This window comes from Streptomyces sp. NPDC026522 (assembly GCF_055567555.1).
In genome coordinates this window covers 412,239-432,048 of record NZ_JBVHQF010000005.1, presented here as the reverse complement: position 1 = coordinate 432,048, position 19,810 = coordinate 412,239, and the positions used below count along the sequence as shown (strand labels likewise).

The following is a 19,810-nucleotide window of genomic DNA, read 5'->3' as shown; positions in this document are numbered from 1 at the left end:
CGTTCGCCGTATTTCACAACGCCATTGTTGCGTAATTAGCTCGGGCCAGACAAGCCGTGACGGACGCCACTCCTGGTGTCCTCCATCACTAAGGGTTACCTTATTTACTTAAAAGATCACCGAAAGCCGCACGTGAGAGCGAGTTCCGGCCCCTTACACCCCACGGCCCGGGGGGCCGTCCGGCCCTCCGTAGACTCACCCGCATGAGTAACGACCCCGCCGTGGAGATCCGCGGACTGGTGAAACGGTACGGCCCCAAGACCGCGGTGGACGGCCTCGACCTCACCGTCCGCAAGGCCTCGGTCACCGCCGTCCTCGGCCCCAACGGCGCGGGCAAGACCACCACCGTGGAGACCTGCGAGGGCTACCTCCGCCCCGACGCCGGCACCGTACGCGTCCTCGGCCTCGACCCGGTCGCACAGGCCCCGGCCCTGCGCCCGCGGATCGGCGTGATGCTCCAGTCCGGCGGCGTCTACTCCGGCGCCCGCGCCGTGGAGATGCTGCGCCACATGGCCGGGCTCTACGCCGACCCGCTCGACGTCCCCACCTTGGTGGAACGCCTCGGCCTCGGCGGCTGCGGACGCACCCCCTACCGCCGGCTCTCCGGCGGCCAGCAGCAGCGGCTGGCCCTGGCCATGGCCGTCGTCGGCCGCCCCGAGCTGGTCTTCCTGGACGAGCCGACCGCCGGCCTCGACCCGCAGGCCCGCCGCGCGACCTGGGACCTCGTACGGGAACTGCGCGCCGACGGCGTCAGCGTCGTACTCACCACCCACCACATGGACGAGGCCGAACAGCTCGCCGACGAGGTCGCCATCGTCGACGCGGGCAAGGTCATCGCGCACGGCAGCCCCGAGCTGCTGTGCCGCGGCGGCGCCGAGAACACCCTGCGCTTCACCGGCCGCCCCGCCCTCGACCTGGCGTCGCTGCTGAAAGCACTGCCCGACGGCACCCAGGCCGCCGAGCTCGGCGCGGGCGTCTACCGGGTCACCGGCGAGGTCGACCCGCAGCTGCTGGCGACCGTCGCCTCCTGGTGCGCGCAGAACGGGGTGCTGCCGGACAGCCTCACGGTGGAGCGGCACACCCTCGAAGACGTCTTCCTGGAACTCACGGGCAAGGAGCTGCGCGCATGAGCGCCGGTACGTTCACCCCCCGGCCCGGGGCGGCGCCGCTCGCCCGGATGATCCGGGCGCAGACCGCGCTGGAGACCCGGATGCTGCTGCGCAACGGCGAGCAGCTGCTGCTGACGGTGATCATCCCGGCGCTGCTGCTGGTGCTGTTCTCGGCCGTGGACATCGTCGACGTGCCGATTTCCGAGGGCGGGAGCGGCAAGTCCGTGGACTTCCTCGCGCCCGGCGTCCTGGCGCTCGCCGTACTGTCCACCGCATTCACCGGCCAGGCCATCGCCACCGGCTTCGACCGGCGCTACGGGGTGCTCAAGCGGCTCGGCGCCTCCCCGCTGCCGCGCCGCGCGCTGATGGCCGCCAAAACCCTGTCGGTGCTGGTCACCGAGGTGCTCCAGGTGGCCCTGCTCACGCTGATCGCGCTGGCACTGGGCTGGTCGCCGCACGGGAACCCGCTCGCGGTCGCCGCGCTGCTGCTGCTGGGCACCGCCGCCTTCTCCGGGCTCGGGCTGCTGATGGCGGGGACGCTCAAGGCCGAGGCGACCCTGGCCGCCGCGAACCTGGTGTTCCTGCTGCTGCTGGTCGGCGGCGGGGTGATCGTGCCGCTGGAGAAGTTCCCGGGCGCGGTGCGCTCCGTACTGGAGCTGCTGCCCATCTCGGCGCTCTCCGACGGGCTGCGCGAGGTGCTCCAGCACGGGGCGGCGATGCCGTGGGGCGACGCGGCCGTGCTGGCCTGCTGGGCGGTACTGGGCCTGGGCGCCGCGGCCCGCTTCTTCCGCTGGGAGTGAATCCCCTCCCCCGTTCGTTGTCCCGGCGGGAGGATGGGCGCCGCCGCACATCGGCGACGCACACCAGGACACCGGGAGCGGGGCATGGGACAGCGCGAAGCCGTTCTGCGGCTGGACCAGCAGTGGGCGAGGGTCCGCTCGGGCGCCGCGCAGGCCGGGCCCGGCGAGGGCGACCGGCTGCTCGCCGAACTGATCGGCGCGCTGCGCGAGCCCGCCCGGACCGACGCCGAGTGCGCCGCGCGGCTGGGCCTGCGCCTGGGTGACCTCGCGGCCCGCCGGTTCGCCGCCGGGGACCGGGCGGGGGCCCTGTCCGCCGTCGAGGAAGGGCTGCGGCACGCTCGGGACGCGGCCGGGCACGACCCCGAGTACGCCCGCTGGTACGCCCGGGCGCTGATCAATCAGGGCGTGTGGCTGGCCTGGCCGCTGAGCGACGGGGACCGGCTGCCCCGCTACCCGCTCGGCGCGGCCGCGGAGAACGGCCCGAGCCCCATGGAACGCGCGGCCGGCGAGCGGGCCCGTGACGTGACCCGGGCCGCCGTGGAGGTGTGGGCGGGCCTCGACCAGCGCGAGCCCGTCAACCGGCGCGGTCTGGCACAGGCCAAGGTGTTCCTCGGGGACCGCCTCGCCGAGCTGGGCTCCGCCGAGGAGGCGGTGGCCTGGGCAGTGGACGCGGAGGCCGGGTTCCGCCGGATCCTGCTCTCCGCGCCGGGCTCGGAGGAGGCGCAGGAGGCGGCGGAGGAGGCCGAGGCCGCCCTCGACCACATCGGCCGCCAGCTGGAGCTGCGGCTGCGTCACCTGTCCTTCGACTCCCTGGCCGGCCTGCGGGCCGGCGGCCTGCTGCCCGAGCGGCTGCTGCCCCAGGCCGTGGTGGCGGCCCGGATCCAGGGCGCCGCGGAACCCGAGATCGCGGCCCGGCTGGGGCTGGAGGGCGAACAGGTCGCCACGATGCTGGAGGTCACCCCCTGGCTCGCGGTGTGGCGCGTCGAGGTGCGCGGCGCCGACGGGCTGTGGACCGTACCGGACCACCCCTGGCACGGCGCGTCCGAGGTCCGCGACCGGACGGCTGAGGAGGTGGCGGCCGAGCTGATCCGCGGGTTCCTGGCATCGCCGCAGTACCCGGGCGATGAGGGCTTCTGGCGCGTGCGGGTGTGGTGGCACGAGGAGGGCGACCCGGCGGGGGCGAAGTTCCGCCTGGTCATCGGCCCCGACGCACCCATGGGTACCCCCTCGTGAAACTTTGCACAAGGCGCGGCCTACGATAGGGGCCGTGTTGAACCCCCTCGCCTTCCTCGCCAGCCGCTGGACTCCGTCACCCCGGACCGTCCGGCGGGCCGCGTTCGCCGCGCTCCTCATGAGCGTGGCCATCGTCGTCACCGGCGGCGCGGTGCGGCTGACCGGATCCGGGCTCGGCTGCGACACCTGGCCCAAGTGCACCGGCGACAGCCTGATCGTCACCCAGGAACAGGGATTCCACGGGGCGGTCGAGTTCGGCAACCGCATGCTGACGTACGTGCTCTGCGCGGCGGTCGGCTGGTGCATCCTGGCCGCCCGCTCCGCCACGCCGTGGCGCCGTTCGCTCACCAGGCTCGGCTGGCTGCAGTTCGCCCTCGTGATGGGCAACGCGGTCCTCGGCGGCATCACCGTGCTGACCGGGCTGAACCCGTACAGCGTGGCCGGGCACTTCCTGCTCGCCACCTCGCTGATCACGGTCACCACCGTCACCTGGCAGCGCACCGGCGAGGGCGACTCCGCCCCCCGGCCCCGGGTGCCCGTTCCGGTGCGCAGGCTCGGCTGGGCGCTGGTCGCGGCCACCCTGGTGCTGATCGCGGCGGGCACGGTGGTCACCGGTTCCGGCCCGCACGCGGGTGACAGCAGCGAGATCGAGCGGATGCCGTTCGACTGGGCGGCCACCGCGCACGTCCACGCCGTCGCCGCCTGGGTGGTGTGCGCGCTCGCGTTCGCGGTGTGGCTGGTGCTGCGCGTGGCGGACGCCCCCCTCGACACCCGGGCGCGCGCCCGGGACCTGCTGGTCGTGCTGCTCGCCCAGGGCGCCGTGGGCTACGTCCAGTTCTTCACCCACGTGCCCGAGGTGCTGGTCGCCGTGCACATGCTCGGCTCCTGCCTGGTGTGGATCGCGGTCCTGCGCGTGGTGCTGAGCCTGCGCGAGCGGGCCGTGGAGCGGGCGGACATCCCCGCCCAGGGCGACAGCCAGCTTTCCGCCGTCTGAGCCGCGCGAGCGGGTCAGGCCCGCTCGTCCAGCCGGTAGACGCGGCGGGCGTTGCCCGCCGCGATCATCGCCGCGACCCGGTTCGCGTCCCGCCAGGACCAGGCGCCGTCGCCGACCCAGCCGAGCAGCACCCGGCCCAGCGCCTCGCGGAACACCAGGGCGCCCACCGCGTGCAGCTCGGGCAGCTGCCGGCCGCCGCTGGAGTACAGCAGCTTCCCGAACGGCGCGAGCTCCAGCAGCTCGGCCAGTACGGCGGCCGCCCCCGCGCCGGTCCGCGCCAGCAGCGGCCCCAGATCGGCGTGTACGTGGGGGAACGCCTCGGCCAGCCGGGCGGCGCTGCGGTGGTACGGGTAGCCGCCGAGCAGCACCAGCGGGGCGCCGAGGCCCGCGGTGGCCCGTACGAAGCCGGTCAGCAGCGCGGGGTCGGCGTGCTCGGGCCGCTGCCCCGGGTCCCCCGCGCCGGTGTGCAGCTGGATCGGCAGCCCGGTCGCCACGGCGCTCCACAGCAAGTGCCGCAGGAGGACGGGGTCGTGTACGGCCCCGCCCTTGGCGCGGCCGGCCAGCCACCGCCCGGCGGCCCCGCGCACCTCGCCGGGACCGGGCGGCCCGGGCGCGTGGGCCAGTACGGCGGGGTAACCGGCGTCGGCCCCGCAGGTGAAGGCGACGGCCCCGGCGGCGGCGTGGTGGAGGGCCGCGGCGAGGTTGGCGAGGAACGCGGCAACGGTCCCGGAGGTATCGGCGACCTGCTCGGCCAGCGGCTCCAGCCGGACGGCCTCGAAGGCCTCGGCGGCACCGGCGCGGGCCAGCTCCTTGGGGGCGGTGAGGTCGCCGGCCGCCCCCGTGTCGACGAGGAAGGCGCCGACCCCCGCGCCCCGCAGCAGCCGCCGCCCGGTCTCGGCGACGCCGAGCTCGCGCCGCCGGGCGAGGTAGCGGGCGGGCGCGCAGTGCGGTTCGAGCCCGAGCAGCGGCGGGCACCAGCGGCGCACGGCGAAGCCGGTCTGCGTGTCGAAGAAGGTGGTGCCCGCGGCGGGCGGGCCGGCCGAGCGGACCAGTTGGGCCTCGAAGGTGCCGAGGCCGAGCTCCGTGCGGAGCACTCCCTGGCAGTACTGGTCCACCAGGGGCGGCGTTTCGATCATCCGGGCATCCCGTTGCGGACGTGAGGAAGCGGCTTCCACACGTCCTAACGGGTGAGCGGCACACCAGGTGTTGCTCGCGCGCTTGACCGAGCCGACCCCCTCACGGTCCACGTGGGGGGCAGCCCCCTTGCCCGACCGAAGTCGGCACGAACCGAGCCCCAATCAGAGCTGGATCCCCGCCATGCGCGACCATTCGTACGGGCCGGTCTTCACCCGGGCCGCGAACTCGCCGTCGAACTGCTCGTGGAGGGTCAGCCCGGCCTTCTGGGCGGCCTGCTCGGCCACCGCGTAGGTCGGGGCCACCAGGTCGCCCCAGCCGCCGTCCGCGCCGACGAGCACGATCCGGGTGCCGGCCTGGCCGATGTACGCGAGCTGCCCCTCGGCGCCGCCGTGCCGCCCGGCGAACGCGCCGATCTGCCTGGCCAGCTTCGCGGCCTTACGGTCCTGCTTCTTGGTGTCTGCGGTGTCCGCGGTGGTGTCTGCCATGGACGGCATGCTACCGGCGGGTAATGGAGGGAGGAAGTATCAGCGGAGGAAGGGATCCACGGCCACGGCGACGAAGAGCAGCGACACGTAGGTGATCGACCAGTGGAACAGCCGCATCTCCTTGAGCTTCGCGCCCGTCACCCCGGCCTTGGCCCGCGCGTTCAGCGCGTGCGCCTCCCACAGCCACCAGCCGCCCGCCAGCAGTGCGACCGCGGTGTAGAACCAGCCCGTGTAGCCCAGCGGCGTCAGCAGCAGCGAGACGGCGACCATCACCCAGCTGTAGAGGACGATCTGACGGGCGACGGCCGTGTTGCCCGCGACGACCGGCAGCATCGGCACGCCGACCCGCGCGTAGTCGTCCTTGACCTTCATCGACAGCGGCCAGTAGTGCGGCGGCGTCCAGAAGAAGATGACGAGGAAGAGGATGACCGCGGCCCAGGAGACCTCGTTCTTCACCGCCGACCAGCCGATGAGCACCGGCATGCAGCCCGCGATGCCGCCCCAGACGATGTTCTGGGCGGTGCGCCGCTTCAGCAGCATCGTGTAGACGACGACGTAGAAGAGGAGGGCGCCGAGCGACAGCGCAGCCGAGAGCCAGTTGATCAGCAGCCCGAAGAACAGCGTCGACAGGACGCCGAGGGTGATGCCGAAGACCAGGCACTCGCGCGGGCTCACCATGCCGGTCACCAGCGGGCGCTGCGACGTACGGTCCATCAGCGCGTCGATGTCGCGGTCGATGTACATGTTCAGCGCGTTGGCGCCGCCGGCCGAGAGGTAGCCGCCGAAGCAGGTCGCGAGGACCAGCCACAAGGACGGCACGCCCTGTTCGGCCAGGAACATCACCGGCACTGTGGTGATCAGCAGAAGTTCGATGATCCGCGGCTTGGTCAAAGCCACGAAAGCCATGACCCTGGCCCCGAACGGCCGGTGACCGGGAGGGGTCCCGAGCACCCCCGCTGGACGGGATTCGACGGCCGTCACGCACACCCCTGACAGAGAATTCAGCGAGCCGCGGACAGGAGGTCCGGCAAGGCTCGCACGTACCACGCCACTCTAGACGTTGCCCTCACCCCGCCCGGCCCCGGGGTCGCCCCGTGTTGGGCCGATCGGCCCGAGCGCAGGTGAACAGCAGTCGCCGACCCGGCGACGCACTACCGGCACTCGAATAGTGGCACGCCGTCTCGGGGGTAGGCTCGGAATCGCGCCGGTGCACCGTTCGTCACCGGGAAACAACATGTGGAGAGGAGCCCTGACTCACGGTGAGCACCAAGCCGACCACCACAGAGCTCGAGTGGACCGAACTGGACCAGCGGGCCGTCGACACCGCCCGCATCCTGGCCGCGGACGCGGTCCAGAAGGTCGGGAACGGCCACCCCGGAACGGCGATGAGCCTGGCCCCCGCCGCGTACACCTTGTTCCAGAAGGTCATGCGGCACGACCCGGCGGACCCCCAGTGGGTCGGCCGCGACCGTTTCGTGCTCTCCGCGGGCCACTCGTCCCTCACCCTTTACACCCAGCTCTACTTCGCCGGCTTCGGCCTGGAGCTGGACGACCTCAAGGCATTCCGCACCTGGGGCTCCAGGACCCCCGGCCACCCGGAGTACGGCCACACGCCGGGCGTCGAGACCACGACCGGCCCGCTCGGCCAGGGCGTGGCCAACGCGGTGGGCATGGCCATGGCCGCCCGTTACGAGCGCGGTCTGTTCGACCCGGACGCCGCCCCGGGCACCTCCCCGTTCGACCACATGATCTACGCGATCGCCGGTGACGGCTGCCTCCAGGAGGGCATCTCCGCCGAGGCGTCCTCGCTGGCCGGCCACCAGAAGCTCGGCAACCTGGTGCTGCTGTGGGACGACAACCACATCTCCATCGAGGGCGACACGGAGACGGCCGTCTCCGAGGACACCCTGAAGCGCTACGAGGCGTACGGCTGGCACGTCCAGCGCGTCGCCCCCAAGGAGAACGGCGACCTCGACCCGAAGGCGCTGTTCGAGGCGCTCAAGGCGGCGAAGGCCGAGACCCGGCGTCCGTCCTTCATCGCCATGCGCTCGATCATCGCCTGGCCGGCCCCGGACGCCCAGGGCACCGAGGCCGCGCACGGCTCGGCGCTCGGTGACGACGAGGTCGCCGCCACCAAGCGCGTCCTCGGCTTCGACCCGGAGAAGACCTTCGAGGTCTCCGACGAGGTCATCGCGCACACCCGCAAGGCGCTGGACCGCGGCCGCGAGGCCAAGGCCGCCTGGGAGAAGGACTTCTCCGCCTGGCGCACCGCCAACCCGGAGCGCGCCGCCGAGTTCGACCGCATCGAGGCCAACGAGCTGCCCGCGGGCTGGGAGGACAAGCTCCCCGTCTTCGAGCCCGGCAAGGGCGTCGCCACCCGCGCTGCCTCCGGCAAGGTGCTCCAGGCGCTCGGCCCGGTCATCCCGGAGCTGTGGGGCGGTTCGGCCGACCTGGCCGGCTCCAACAACACCACCATCGACAAGAACTCCTCGTTCCTGCCGGAGGGCAACCCGCTGCCGGAGGCCGACCCGTACGGCCGCACCATCCACTTCGGCATCCGCGAGCACGCGATGGCCGGGTCCATGAACGGCATCGCACTCCACGGCCACACCCGCATCTACGGCGGCACCTTCCTGGTGTTCTCCGACTACATGCGCAACGCCGTACGGCTGTCGGCGCTGATGCACGTGCCGGTCACCTACGTGTGGACCCACGACTCCATCGGCCTCGGCGAGGACGGCCCGACCCACCAGCCGGTCGAGCACCTCGCCTCGCTGCGCGCCATCCCGGGTCTGAACGTGGTCCGTCCGGCCGACGCGAACGAGACCGTCGTCGCCTGGCGCGAGATCCTGCGCCGCCACACCAAGGTGTTCGGCAAGGGTGCCCCGCACGGTCTGGCGCTGACCCGCCAGGGCGTGCCGACGTACGAGCTCAACGACGACGCCGCCAAGGGCGGGTACGTGCTGTTCGAGGCGGAGGGCGGGGCGCCCGAGGTCGTCCTCATCGGCACCGGCTCCGAGGTCCAGCTCGCCGTGGGCGCCCGCGAGGCGCTGCAGGCCGAGGGCATCCCGACCCGGGTGGTCTCGATGCCGTCCGTCGAGTGGTTCGAGGAGCAGGACCAGGCGTACAAGGACAGCGTCCTGCCGCCGTCCGTGCGGGCCCGGGTCGCGGTCGAGGCGGGCATCGGCCTGACCTGGCACCGCTACGTGGGTGACGCCGGCCGCATCGTGTCGCTGGAGCACTTCGGTGCCTCGGCCGACGCGAAGGTGCTGTTCCGTGAGTTCGGCTTCACCCCGGAGGCCGTGGCCGCCGCCGCCCGGGCCTCCCTCGACGAAAGCCGTGGCATCGCAGCCGCTGCGCGCTGACGCCCGTACCCGACCAGTAGGAGATGCAATTCCCATGACAGACGCACTCAAGCGCCTCTCCGACGAGGGCGTGGCGATCTGGCTGGACGACCTGTCCCGCAAGCGCATCACGTCCGGCAACCTCGCCGAGCTGATCGACCAGCAGCACGTGGTCGGTGTGACCACCAACCCGTCGATCTTCCAGAAGGCGATCAGCCAGGGCGACGGCTACGACCAGCAGCTCTCGGACCTCGCCGCCCGCAAGGTGACCGTCGAGGAAGCCATCCGCATGATCACCACGGCGGACGTCCGCGACGCCGCCGACATCCTGCGGCCGGTCTTCGACGCGACCGAGGGCCAGGACGGCCGGGTCTCGATCGAGGTCGACCCGCGGCTCGCCCACAACACGAAGGCGACCGTCGCCGAGGCCAAGCAGCTGGCCTGGCTGGTGGACCGCCCGAACACCCTGATCAAGATTCCGGCGACCATGGGCGGCCTGCCCGCGATCACCGAGGTCATCGGCCGGGGCATCAGCGTCAACGTGACGCTGATCTTCTCGCTGGAGCGCTACCGCCAGGTCATGGACGCCTACCTGGCGGGCCTGGAGAAGGCCAAGGCCGCGGGCCTGGACCTGTCCCAGATCCACTCGGTGGCCTCCTTCTTCGTGTCCCGCGTGGACACCGAGATCGACAAGCGGCTGGACGAGATCGGCACCCCCGAGGCCAAGGCCCTCAAGGGCAAGGCGGCGCTCGCCAATGCCCGGCTGGCCTACGAGGCGTACGAGGAGGTCTTCTCCTCCGAGCGCTGGGCCGCCCTGGACCGGGCGCACGCCAACAAGCAGCGCCCGCTGTGGGCCTCGACCGGCGTGAAGGACCCGTCGTACAAGGACACCCTGTACGTGGTGGACCTGGTCGCCCCCGGCACCGTCAACACCATGCCGGAAGCCACCCTGGAGGCCACCGCCGACCACGGCGAGGTCACCGGCGACACCATCCGCGGCACCTACGAGCAGGCCCGCGCCGAGCTCGACGCGGTCGCGAAGCTGGGCATCTCGTACGACGATGTGGTGCAGCTGCTGGAGGACGAAGGCGTCGAGAAGTTCGAGGCGTCGTGGAACGACCTGCTGAAGTCGACCCAGGCGGAGCTCGAGCGCCTCGCCCCCGCGGAGGACTGAGTATTTTGTCGGTGAACGGAGCGAACCCGCTTCGTGACGCACAGGACCGGCGGCTCCCGCGCATCGCGGGGCCGTCCGGCCTGGTCATTTTCGGCGTTACGGGTGACCTGTCGCGCAAGAAGCTCATGCCCGCCGTCTACGACCTCGCGAACCGCGGCCTGCTGCCGCCGGGTTTCTCGCTGATCGGGTTCGCCCGTCGCGAGTGGCAGGACGAGGACTTCGCCCACGAGGTGTACGAAGCCGTCAAGCAGCACTCGCGGACCCCCTTCCGCGAGGAGGTCTGGCAGCAGCTGGTCCAGGGCTGCCGCTTCGTCCAGGGCGAGTTCGACGACGACGCGGCCTTCGAGACCCTCAAGGCCACGATCGAGGAACTCGACAAGGCGCAGGGCACGGGCGGCAACTTCGCCTTCTACCTGTCGGTCCCGCCCAAGTTCTTCCCCAAGGTGGTCCAGCAGCTCAAGGACCACGGTCTGGCGCAGAAGGAGGGTTCCTGGCGGCGCGCCGTCATCGAGAAGCCCTTCGGCCACGACCTCAAGAGCGCCGAGGAACTCAACAAGGTCGTCCACGAGGTCTTCCCCCGTGACGAGGTCTTCCGGATCGACCACTACCTCGGCAAGGAGACCGTCCAGAACATCCTGGCGCTCCGCTTCGCCAACACCATGTTCGAGCCGATCTGGAACCGGTCGTACGTCGACCACGTGCAGATCACGATGGCCGAGGACATCGGCATCGGCGGCCGGGCCGGTTACTACGACGGCATCGGCGCGGCCCGTGACGTCATCCAGAACCACCTGCTCCAGCTGCTCGCGCTCACGGCGATGGAGGAGCCCGGCTCCTTCCACCCCAAGGCGCTGGTGGCCGAGAAGCTCAAGGTGCTGACCGCCGTGGAGCTGCCGGAGGACCTGGGCAAGCACACCGTGCGCGGCCAGTACTCGGCGGCGTGGCAGGGCGGCGAGAAGGTCGTCGGCTACCTCGAAGAGGACGGCATCGACCCCAAGTCGAAGACCGACACCTACGCGGCGATCCGGCTGGAGATCAACAACCGCCGCTGGGCGGGCGTCCCGTTCTACCTGCGGACCGGCAAGCGCCTGGGCCGCCGGGTGACCGAGATCGCGGTCGTCTTCAAGCGGGCCCCGTACCTGCCGTTCGAGTCGGGCGCGACCGAGGAACTGGGGCAGAACGCCCTGGTCATCCGGGTCCAGCCGGACGAGGGCGTGACGGTGCGGTTCGGCTCGAAGGTTCCGGGCACCTCCATGGAGGTCCGCGACGTGACGATGGACTTCGCGTACGGCGAGTCCTTCACCGAGTCCAGCCCCGAGGCGTACGAGCGGCTGATCCTCGATGTCCTGCTGGGTGACGCGAACCTCTTCCCGCGCCACCAGGAGGTCGAACTGTCCTGGAACATCCTCGACCCGATCGAGGAGTACTGGGACAAGCACGGGAAGCCCGCGCAGTACCCGGCGGGTACCTGGGGGCCGGTCGAGGCGGACGAGATGCTCGCACGAGACGGACGGAGCTGGCGCCGGCCATGAAGATCGACCTTACGGAGACCACCTCCAGCAAGATCAACGCCGCGTTGGTGCAGGCCCGCCGGGACATCGGCACGCCGGCCATCGGCATGGTCCTCACGCTGGTGATCGTGACCGACGAGGAGAACGCGTACGACGCGCTCAAATCGGCCAACGACGCGTCCCACGAACACCCTTCGCGGATCATCGTCGTGGTCAGGCGGGTCAGCCGCTCCCCCCGCAGCCGTCGCGACGCCCGGCTCGACGCGGAGCTCCGCGTCGGGGCGGACTCGGGCACCGGCGAAACGGTGGTGCTGCGCCTGCACGGTGAACTGGTCCACCACGCCCAGTCCGTGGTTCTCCCGCTCCTCCTGCCCGACGCCCCCGTTGTCGTCTGGTGGCCGGAGGGGGCTCCGACGGACCTGGCGGGCGACCCGCTCGGTGCGCTCAGTCAGCGCCGGATCACGGACACCTACTCCTCCGAGGACCCCGTCGGCGCCCTCGGCACCCGGGCCGAGGCGTACGCACCGGGTGACACGGACCTGGCCTGGACCCGGATCACCCCCTGGCGCTCGATGCTGGCCGCCGCGCTGGACCAGCAGCGGGTGTCGGTCGTCTCCGCCACGGTGGAGGGCGAGGACGAGAACCCCAGCTGCGAGCTGCTCGCCATGTGGCTCGCGGACCGGCTGGACGTGCCGGTGGCGCGCACGCTGTCCCAGGGCCCGGGTCTGACCGCCGTCCGGCTGGAGACCAAGGACGGCCAGATCGTCCTGGACCGCGCGGACGGCGCCCTGGCGACGCTGTGCATGCCGGGTCAGCCCGACCGGTCCGTGGCGCTCAAGCGCCGCGAGACCGCCGAGCTGCTGGCGGAGGAGCTGCGTCGGCTGGACCCGGACAACACGTACGAGTCCTCGCTGAAGTTCGGCGTGAGCCGGCTGGCGGCCGCCGCCCCGGCGGCCGAGGAGGCCCCCGCCGAGGCCCCCGACGGGGCGGCGGCCGCCCCGGCGGCGAAGCCGGCCGCCAAGTCCGCGGCGAAGAAGGCCACGGCCAAGCAGTGACGTTCCACGGCCGCCGGCCGGATCCCCGTGCGGGGGTCCGGCCGGCGGCCGCTCCCTTTTCCGTCCGGCACCGCGTACGTCCGGCACGTACGCCGGGCACGAGCAAGAAGGCGGCACACACATGGGTATGACGACTCCCCAGGTCGTCGTCCACCGGGACAAGGAGCTGATGGCGCAGGCCACCGCGGCCCGGCTCATCACGAAGGTCGTGGACGCGCAGGCGGCCCGCGGCAGCGCCTCGGTGGTGCTGACCGGAGGCCGCAACGGTAACGGGCTGCTCGCCGCGCTCGCCGCGGCCCCGGCCCGGGACGCGATCGACTGGTCCCGGCTGGACCTGTGGTGGGGCGACGAGCGCTACGTCCCCGCCGACGACCCCGAGCGCAATCACGTCCAGGCCCGCGAGGCGCTCCTGGACTCCGTCCCCGTCGACCCGGCGCGCGTCCACGTGATGCCGGCCTCGGACGGCCCGTACGGGCCGGACGTGGACGCGGCGGCCGCGGCCTACGCCGAGGAGCTGCGCAAGGCCGCGGGGCCCGAGGACCACGGGCCGGTTCCCCGCTTCGACGTGCTGATGCTGGGCGTGGGCCCGGACACGCACGTGGCGTCGCTCTTTCCGGAGCACCCGGCGGCGCGCGAGGCCGACCGTACGGTGGTCGGGGTGCACGGGGCGCCCAAGCCGCCGCCGACCCGGGTCTCACTGACCCTCCCGGCGATCCGCGCGGCGCGCGAGGTCTGGCTGCTGGCGGCCGGCGAGGACAAGGCGGGCGCGGTGGCCCTCGCCCTCGGCGGCGCCGGTGCGGTCCAGGCCCCGGCCGCGGCGGCGTACGGGCGCAGCCGCACCCTGTGGCTGCTGGACCGCGCGGCGGCGGCGAAGCTGCCCGCGGCGCTCTACCCGCCGGCCTCGGCCTGACGTACGGCCCCGGACGCGGGGTGCGGGGGCCCGGCGCCCCCGTCCCCGCTCCGGCTCAGGCCCGGCCGCGCAGCTCCCGGTACGTGGAGACCAGCGCCCGGGTGGACGGGTCGAGGCCCTCCATGTGGGAGCCGTCCACCAGGGCCGGCTCGACCTGCTTGGCCAGCACCTTCCCCAGTTCCACGCCCCACTGGTCGAAGGAGTCGATGTTCCACACCGCGCCCTGGACGAACACCTTGTGCTCGTACAGGGCGATCAGCTGGCCGAGTACCGCCGGCGTCAGCTCGTCCGCCAGGATCGTCGTCGTCGGGTGGTTGCCCCGGAACGTCTTGTGCGGGACCAGGGCCTCGGCGACGCCCTCCGCCCGCACCTCCTGCGCCGTCTTGCCGAAGGCCAGCGCCTGGGTCTGCGCGAAGAAGTTCGCCATCAGCAGGTCGTGCTGGGCCGCCAGCTCCGGCTCCAGTTCCGCCACCGGGCGGGCGAAGCCGATGAAGTCCGCCGGGATCATCCGAGTGCCCTGGTGGATCAACTGGTAGTACGCGTGCTGTCCGTTGGTGCCGGGCGTGCCCCAGACCACCGGGCCGGTGTCCCAGTCCACCGGCTCGCCGTCCCGGTCCACGGACTTGCCGTTGGACTCCATGTCCAGCTGCTGCAAGTACGCCGTGAACCGCGAGAGGTAGTGGCTGTAGGGCAGCACGGCGTGCGACTGCGCGTCGAAGAACCCCACGTACCAGACGCCCAACAGGCCCATCAGCAAGGGCGCGTTCCGCTCCGGCGGGGCCGTACGGAAGTGCTGGTCCATGGCGTGGAAACCGCCCAGCATCTCCCGGAAGGCGTCCGGGCCGATCGCGATCATCAGCGAGAGGCCGATGGCCGAGTCGAAGGAGTAGCGGCCGCCGACCCAGTCCCAGAACCCGAACATGTTGGCCGGGTCGATGCCGAACTCCTCGACCTTCTCGGCGTTGGTCGACAGCGCCACGAAGTGCCGTGCCACCGCGGCGTCTTCGCCGTCCAGTCCGGCCAGCAGCCAGCTGCGCGCCGAGGTGGCGTTGGTGATGGTCTCGATCGTCGTGAACGTCTTGGAGGCGATGATGAACAGCGTCTCGGCCGGGTCCAGGTCCCGTACCGCCTCGTGCAGGTCGGCGCCGTCCACGTTGGAGACGAACCGCAGGGTCAGCCCGCGGTCGGTGAAGGCGCGCAGCGCCTCGTAGGCCATCGCCGGACCGAGGTCGGAGCCGCCGATGCCGATGTTGACGACGTTCTTGATGCGCTTGCCGGTGAACCCGGTCCACTCCCCCGACCTGACCTGCTCGGAGAAGGCGGCCATCTTGTCGAGGACGGCGTGCACGGCGGGCACGACGTTCTCGCCGTCCACCTCAACCACCGCGTCCCGGGGCGCGCGCAGGGCGGTGTGCAGGACCGCCCGGTCCTCCGTCGTGTTGATCTTCTCGCCGCGGAACATCGCGTCGCGCAGCTCGGCCACGCCGGTGGCCGACGCCAGTTCGCGCAGCAGCGCGAGCGTCTCGTCGGTGACGAGGTGCTTCGAATAGTCGATGTACAGGTCCCCGACCCGCAGCGTGTAGCCGGTGCCCCGGCCCGGATTCGTCTCGAACAGCTCCCGCAGATGCGTCTGCCCCAGCGCTTCCCGGTGCTTGCCGAGCGCCAGCCACTCGGGGGTCCGGTTGAGCCTCGTCCTACGGCCGTCTGCGTTCATCTCGGACATCAACCCACTTCTTCCGTCCTGTTGTGCCCCGCCACGCCCCAACCTAAGGGATCCGAAGGGGGACAACGCACACAAAGGGGCCCGGCCCGCGGGATCGTGTCTCCCGCGGGCCGGGCCCCAAGTCACTCTCGAGTGCGACCGGCGAGGACCGACTCTCAGATCTCGCCCCGGAGTTTGGCGAGCGCCTCGGCGAGGATCGCCTCGCCGTCGGCGTCGGTGCGCCGCTCCCGCACGTACGCCAGGTGCGTCTTGTACGGTTCGGTGCGCGGCGGCGCCGGCGGGTTGTCCCGGTCCTGGCCCGCGGGGAACCCGCAGCGCGGGCAGTCCCAGGTGTCCGGCACCTGCGCGTCGCTGGCGAAGCTCGGCTGCGTCTCGTGCCCGTTCGAGCACCAGAAGGAGATGCGCAGGCGGGGCGCGGATTCGCCGCGCTCGGCCTCGCCCATCGGCCCCGCTCCGACCCGACTTCCACGGATCGCGTTGCCACTTGCCACGGTCGTAACTCCCTGCCTGATGGTGCCGCGGAGCGTGAGGGGTATTCCGCTGCGGGCGCCCAAGTCTACGTAAGGCCGGGCGGCCGTCCAGCAACTGGAGGGGGCGCCCCCGCAGAAGCCCATGATAGGCCGGAGGGGGCGGGTCGGACCGGCACAATGGCCGGAACGGTGGGCTTCCGGATTACTTCCGCAGCAGGCCCAGCGCGACGATGCAGGCGAACCAGAGCAGACCGACCACGACGGTGATGCGGTCCAGGTTGCGCTCGGCGACCGAGGAGCCGCCGACGGACGACTGCATGCCGCCGCCGAACATGTCGGAAAGACCACCGCCCTTGCCCTTGTGCATCAGCACGAGCAGCATCAGCAGGGCGCTGAAGACGATCAGGGCGATCGAGAACCCCAAAATCACGGCTGATTCCTACTTTCTGGCTTTTCTGGCTTTCCGGCTCTGCTGTGACGTGCGCGGGGGCCAGTGGCTGGTGGTGCAGCCCCCTGGCCCCCGCAAGGGTACGACGGATCCGTCCCGCCGCATACTCGCGGCGGGGACGGCCGGACGCTACTGGTCCCGGAACCGGACGATCTTGACGAACTCGTCCACGTCCAGCGCCGCGCCGCCGATCAGGGCGCCGTCGACGTCGGGCTGGGCCATGATCGCGGCGATGTTGCCGGCCTTGACGGAGCCGCCGTACTGGATGCGGACCTTGTCGGCCAGCTCCTGCGAGTACAGCTCGGCCAGGCGGCCGCGGATCGCCCCGCAGACCTCCTGGGCGTCCTCGGGGGTGGCGACCTCGCCGGTCCCGATGGCCCAGACGGGCTCGTACGCGATCACGATGGACTCGACCTGCTCGGCCGGTACGTCCTTGAGACCGCCGTCGACCTGGGCGAGCGTGTGCTCGACCTGGTGGCCGGCCTTGCGGACGTCCAGGCCCTCGCCGACGCACAGGATCGGGGTGATCCCGTGCCGGTAGGCGGCCTTGACCTTGGCGTTGCAGAGCTCGTCGCTCTCGCCGTGGTACTGGCGGCGCTCGCTGTGGCCCACGGCCACGAAGGTGCAGGCCAGCTTGGCCAGCATCGGGCCGGAGACCTCACCGGTGTAGGCACCGGAGTCGTGCGCCGAGATGTCCTGGGCGCCGTACTTGATCTTCAGCTTGTCGCTGTCGACCAGGGTCTGGACGGAACGCAGGTCGACGAAGGGCGGCAGGACCGCCACCTCGACGGCGTCGAAGTCCTTGTCGGCGAGCGCGAAGGCGAGCTTCTGGACGTGCGCGATGGCCTCGAGGTGGTTGAGGTTCATCTTCCAGTTGCCCGCCATGAGCGGGGTGCGCGTGGTCATTGAGGGTCAGACCTCCAGTGCGGCGAGGCCGGGGAGCGTCTTGCCCTCGAGGTATTCGAGGGAGGCGCCGCCACCGGTCGAGATGTGGCCGAAAGCATTCTCGTCGAAACCGAGCGTGCGCACGGCGGCGGCGGAGTCGCCACCGCCGACGACGGTGAACGCGTCGCTGTCGACGAGGGCCTGCGCGATCGCGCGGGTGCCTCCGGCGTAGTCGGGGTGCTCGAAGACGCCCACGGGACCGTTCCAGAAGACGGTCTCCGCGTCGGCGATCTTCGACGCGTACAGCTCACGGGTCTTGGGACCGATGTCCAGACCCTCCTTGTCGGCGGGGATCTTGTCCGCGTCGACGGTGATGTAGTCGGCCGGGGTCTTGCCCTTGAGGTCGGGGAACTCCGCGGAGGCGAGGATGTCGACCGGCAGGACCAGCTCGACGCCGTTCTTCTCGGCGCGGTCCATGTACTCCTTGACGACGTCCACCTGGTCCTTCTGGAGCAGGGAGATGCCGACCTCATAGCCCTTGGCGTAGAGGAAGGTGTACGCCATGCCGCCGCCGATGAGGATGCGGTCGGCCTTGCCGAGCAGCTGGTCGATGACGGCGAGCTTGTCGGACACCTTGGCGCCGCCCAGCACGACCACGTACGGGCGCTTGACCTCGGCGGTCAGCTTCTTCAGGACGCCGACCTCGGTGGCGATGAGGTAGCCGGCCGCATGGGGCAGGCGCGCCGGGAGGTCGAAGACCGAGGCGTGCTTGCGGTGGACGGCGCCGAAGCCGTCGCCGACGTAGAGGTCGGCGAGCCCGGCGAGCCGGTCCGCGAAGGCGCCGCGCTCGGCGTCGTCCTTCGAGGTCTCGCCGGGGTTGAAGCGCAGGTTCTCGATGACGGCGACCTGGCCGTCGGCGAGGGCCGCGACGGTCTCCTGGGCGGAGGACCCGACGGTGTCGGTGGCGAACGCGACATCGGTGCCGAGCAGCTCACCGAGCCGCTCGGCGGCCGGGGCCAGCGAGAAGGCCGGGTCCGGGGCGCCCTGGGGGCGGCCCAGGTGCGAGGCGACGATCACCCGGGCGCCGGCTTCGGCGAGCTTCGCGATGGTCGGCTGGACGGCACGGATGCGTCCGTCGTCGGTGATCTCGGTGCCGGCGAGCGGCACGTTGAGGTCCGCGCGGACGAACACCCGCTTGCCGGAGACGCCCTCGGCGAGAAGTTCGTCGATCGTCTTCATGTGTTTCTACTCCTTATCCCCACGTGGGGTTTCCGTCCCGACCTGGGTGAGAGGGTACGAGACAAGCCACAGGGCCCGTGCGGCGCCTCGTTGCGCCACCCGGACCCTGTGCCTCACATCGTGCTGCCTGCCGTGACGATCAGAGCTGACCGCCGACGAACACGGTCAGGTCGACGAGGCGGTTGGAGTAGCCCCACTCGTTGTCGTACCAGCCGATGACCTTGACCTGCGTACCTTCCTGAACCATCGTCAGGGACGCGTCGAAGGTGCAGGACGCGGGCCAGTTCACGATGTCGGAAGAGACGATCGCGTCCTCGGTGTAGTCGAGGATGCCCTTGAGCTGGCCCTCGGCGGCCTTCTGGAACGCCGCGTTGATCTCTTCCTTGGTGGTCTCGCGGGAGAGCTCCAGGACGAGGTCGGTGACCGAGCCGGTCGGGACCGGGACGCGCATGGCCATGCCGTCCAGCTTGCCCTTGAGCTGCGGGAGGACCAGCGCGGTGGCCTTGGCGGCACCCGTCGACGTCGGGATGATGTTCTCGGCGGCGGCGCGGGCGCGGCGCAGGTCCGAGTGGGGGAAGTCGAGGATGCGCTGGTCGTTGGTGTAGGCGTGGACCGTCGTCATCATGCCCTTGACGATGCCGAAGTTCTCGTCGAGGACCTTGGCCATCGGCGCCACGCAGTTGGTGGTGCAGGAGGCGTTGGAGATGATGTGGTGGTTGGCCGCGTCGTACTTGTCCTGGTTGACGCCCATCACGATCGTGATGTCCTCGTCCTTGGCCGGAGCCGAGATGAGGACCTTCTTCGCGCCGGCCGCGAGGTGCTTGGCGGCGTCGGCCTTCTTGGTGAAGATGCCGGTCGACTCGATGACGATGTCGGCGCCCAGCTCGCCCCAGGGCAGGTTGGCGGGGTCGCGCTCGGCGAACGTCTTGAAGGTGTTGCCGTTGACGGTGATGGTGTCGTCGGTGTGCGAGACCTCGGCCTTGAGGCGGCCGAGGATCGTGTCGTACTTGAGCAGGTGCACCAGAGTGGCGTTGTCAGTCAGGTCGTTGACACCGACGATCTCGATGTCCGCTCCCTGCTCAAGGAGCGCCCGGAAGTAGTTGCGGCCAATTCGGCCAAAACCATTGATGCCTACGCGGATCGTCACGAACCGATCTCCTCGTTGGTGCGCCGGTAAAAGTCCCCCGGCGAGCTGTATGGGATGTCCCCGACCGCTTACGACCCTACCTCTCCGTGAGCTTCCGAGTGACATCGGCCGACGGCTGACACTCCCCCGCTTCCCAGGAATGACAC

General features: G+C 71.3%; 18 protein-coding genes. 9 read left to right on the top strand and 9 right to left on the bottom strand.

What is annotated here, in order from left to right; translation table 11 throughout:
* The first annotated feature begins 203 nt into the window (after positions 1–203).
* The 4 genes from ACZ4M3_RS16005 to ACZ4M3_RS15990 all read left to right on the top strand — a co-directional run bounded on the left by ACZ4M3_RS16005 (position 204) and on the right by ACZ4M3_RS15990 (position 4,136).
* A complete protein-coding gene (locus ACZ4M3_RS16005; RefSeq protein WP_467732909.1) occupies positions 204–1,130 on the top strand; it encodes an ABC transporter ATP-binding protein in 927 nt (308 codons plus the stop codon).
* Complete coding sequence (locus ACZ4M3_RS16000) at positions 1,127–1,909, top strand: ABC transporter permease (protein ID WP_467732907.1); 783 nt, start codon at positions 1,127–1,129, stop codon at positions 1,907–1,909. The genes ACZ4M3_RS16005 and ACZ4M3_RS16000 overlap by 4 nt, the downstream gene beginning before the upstream one ends.
* Before the next feature lie 84 nt (positions 1,910–1,993).
* Entirely contained in the window at positions 1,994–3,142 is a 1,149-nt protein-coding gene (locus ACZ4M3_RS15995) for a hypothetical protein (RefSeq protein WP_467732905.1), read from the top strand.
* A gap of 4 nt (positions 3,143–3,146) precedes the next feature.
* Positions 3,147–4,136 (top strand): COX15/CtaA family protein, encoded by a 990-nt coding sequence (locus tag ACZ4M3_RS15990; protein ID WP_467732903.1) that lies wholly within the window; start codon positions 3,147–3,149, stop codon positions 4,134–4,136.
* Positions 4,137–4,150: 14 nt separating this feature from the next.
* Here ACZ4M3_RS15990 and ACZ4M3_RS15985 read toward each other — a convergent pair whose 3' ends face one another.
* The 3 genes from ACZ4M3_RS15985 to ACZ4M3_RS15975 all read right to left on the bottom strand — a co-directional run bounded on the left by ACZ4M3_RS15985 (position 4,151) and on the right by ACZ4M3_RS15975 (position 6,739).
* On the bottom strand, positions 4,151–5,272 hold the full coding sequence (locus ACZ4M3_RS15985; RefSeq protein ID WP_467732901.1) for an amidohydrolase family protein: 1,122 nt from the start codon (positions 5,270–5,272) through the stop codon (positions 4,151–4,153).
* A 162-nt stretch (positions 5,273–5,434) separates the two neighbouring features.
* Positions 5,435–5,758 (bottom strand): hypothetical protein, encoded by a 324-nt coding sequence (locus tag ACZ4M3_RS15980; protein WP_467732899.1) that lies wholly within the window; start codon positions 5,756–5,758, stop codon positions 5,435–5,437.
* A gap of 39 nt (positions 5,759–5,797) precedes the next feature.
* The gene (locus ACZ4M3_RS15975) at positions 5,798–6,739 is read right to left on the bottom strand and encodes a heme o synthase (protein ID WP_467732897.1); all 942 of its coding nucleotides are present in this window, start codon (positions 6,737–6,739) and stop codon (positions 5,798–5,800) included.
* Positions 6,740–7,017: 278 nt separating this feature from the next.
* On the opposite strand from ACZ4M3_RS15975, the gene tkt reads away from it, so the two are divergent.
* The 5 genes from tkt to pgl all read left to right on the top strand — a co-directional run bounded on the left by tkt (position 7,018) and on the right by pgl (position 13,752).
* Complete coding sequence (gene tkt, locus ACZ4M3_RS15970) at positions 7,018–9,123, top strand: transketolase (RefSeq protein WP_467732895.1); 2,106 nt, start codon at positions 7,018–7,020, stop codon at positions 9,121–9,123.
* A 34-nt stretch (positions 9,124–9,157) separates the two neighbouring features.
* Positions 9,158–10,276: a transaldolase gene (gene tal, locus ACZ4M3_RS15965; RefSeq protein WP_467732893.1), complete on the top strand. Its 1,119-nt coding sequence runs from the start codon at positions 9,158–9,160 to the stop codon at positions 10,274–10,276.
* Positions 10,277–10,278: 2 nt separating this feature from the next.
* The gene (gene zwf / locus ACZ4M3_RS15960; protein ID WP_389663921.1) at positions 10,279–11,808 is read left to right on the top strand and encodes a glucose-6-phosphate dehydrogenase; all 1,530 of its coding nucleotides are present in this window, start codon (positions 10,279–10,281) and stop codon (positions 11,806–11,808) included.
* A complete protein-coding gene (opcA, locus tag ACZ4M3_RS15955) occupies positions 11,805–12,842 on the top strand; it encodes a glucose-6-phosphate dehydrogenase assembly protein OpcA (protein WP_467732891.1) in 1,038 nt (345 codons plus the stop codon). Before zwf ends, opcA begins: the two co-directional genes overlap by 4 nt.
* 127 nt (positions 12,843–12,969) lie before the next feature.
* Complete coding sequence (gene pgl, locus ACZ4M3_RS15950; RefSeq protein WP_467732889.1) at positions 12,970–13,752, top strand: 6-phosphogluconolactonase; 783 nt, start codon at positions 12,970–12,972, stop codon at positions 13,750–13,752.
* 55 nt (positions 13,753–13,807) lie between these two features.
* Here the strand turns inward: pgl and pgi are convergent, their stop codons facing one another.
* The 6 genes from pgi to gap form a co-directional block, all read right to left on the bottom strand.
* Entirely contained in the window at positions 13,808–15,466 is a 1,659-nt protein-coding gene (gene pgi / locus ACZ4M3_RS15945; protein WP_467733125.1) for a glucose-6-phosphate isomerase, read from the bottom strand.
* Between the two features lie 164 nt (positions 15,467–15,630).
* Positions 15,631–15,966 (bottom strand): RNA polymerase-binding protein RbpA, encoded by a 336-nt coding sequence (locus ACZ4M3_RS15940; RefSeq protein WP_007263454.1) that lies wholly within the window; start codon positions 15,964–15,966, stop codon positions 15,631–15,633.
* Between the two features lie 181 nt (positions 15,967–16,147).
* On the bottom strand, positions 16,148–16,369 hold the full coding sequence (secG, locus tag ACZ4M3_RS15935) for a preprotein translocase subunit SecG (RefSeq protein WP_453355027.1): 222 nt from the start codon (positions 16,367–16,369) through the stop codon (positions 16,148–16,150).
* Between the two features lie 153 nt (positions 16,370–16,522).
* Positions 16,523–17,299, bottom strand: a complete 777-nt coding sequence (gene tpiA / locus ACZ4M3_RS15930) for a triose-phosphate isomerase (RefSeq protein WP_467732887.1) — start codon at positions 17,297–17,299, stop codon at positions 16,523–16,525.
* A 6-nt stretch (positions 17,300–17,305) separates the two neighbouring features.
* Entirely contained in the window at positions 17,306–18,517 is a 1,212-nt protein-coding gene (locus tag ACZ4M3_RS15925) for a phosphoglycerate kinase (RefSeq protein ID WP_467732885.1), read from the bottom strand.
* 139 nt (positions 18,518–18,656) lie between these two features.
* Entirely contained in the window at positions 18,657–19,664 is a 1,008-nt protein-coding gene (gap, locus tag ACZ4M3_RS15920) for a type I glyceraldehyde-3-phosphate dehydrogenase (RefSeq protein WP_467732883.1), read from the bottom strand.
* Between the last annotated feature and the right edge of the window lie 146 nt (positions 19,665–19,810).

What these genes read in the sequence shown, in the direction of transcription:
- ACZ4M3_RS16005 (WP_467732909.1), top strand. Translation starts at nt 204, where the DNA reads ATGAGTAACGACCCCGCCGTGGAGATCCGCGGACTGGTGAAACGGTAC.
- ACZ4M3_RS16000 (WP_467732907.1), top strand. Translation starts at nt 1,127, where the DNA reads ATGAGCGCCGGTACGTTCACCCCCCGGCCCGGGGCGGCGCCGCTCGCC.
- ACZ4M3_RS15995 (WP_467732905.1), top strand. Translation starts at nt 1,994, where the DNA reads ATGGGACAGCGCGAAGCCGTTCTGCGGCTGGACCAGCAGTGGGCGAGG.
- ACZ4M3_RS15985 (WP_467732901.1), bottom strand. Translation starts at nt 5,272, where the DNA reads ATGATCGAAACGCCGCCCCTGGTGGACCAGTACTGCCAGGGAGTGCTC.
- ACZ4M3_RS15980 (WP_467732899.1), bottom strand. Translation starts at nt 5,758, where the DNA reads ATGGCAGACACCACCGCGGACACCGCAGACACCAAGAAGCAGGACCGT.
- tal (WP_467732893.1), top strand. Translation starts at nt 9,158, where the DNA reads ATGACAGACGCACTCAAGCGCCTCTCCGACGAGGGCGTGGCGATCTGG.
- opcA (WP_467732891.1), top strand. Translation starts at nt 11,805, where the DNA reads ATGAAGATCGACCTTACGGAGACCACCTCCAGCAAGATCAACGCCGCG.
- pgl (WP_467732889.1), top strand. Translation starts at nt 12,970, where the DNA reads ATGACGACTCCCCAGGTCGTCGTCCACCGGGACAAGGAGCTGATGGCG.
- pgi (WP_467733125.1), bottom strand. Translation starts at nt 15,466, where the DNA reads ATGAACGCAGACGGCCGTAGGACGAGGCTCAACCGGACCCCCGAGTGG.
- tpiA (WP_467732887.1), bottom strand. Translation starts at nt 17,299, where the DNA reads ATGACCACGCGCACCCCGCTCATGGCGGGCAACTGGAAGATGAACCTC.
- ACZ4M3_RS15925 (WP_467732885.1), bottom strand. Translation starts at nt 18,517, where the DNA reads ATGAAGACGATCGACGAACTTCTCGCCGAGGGCGTCTCCGGCAAGCGG.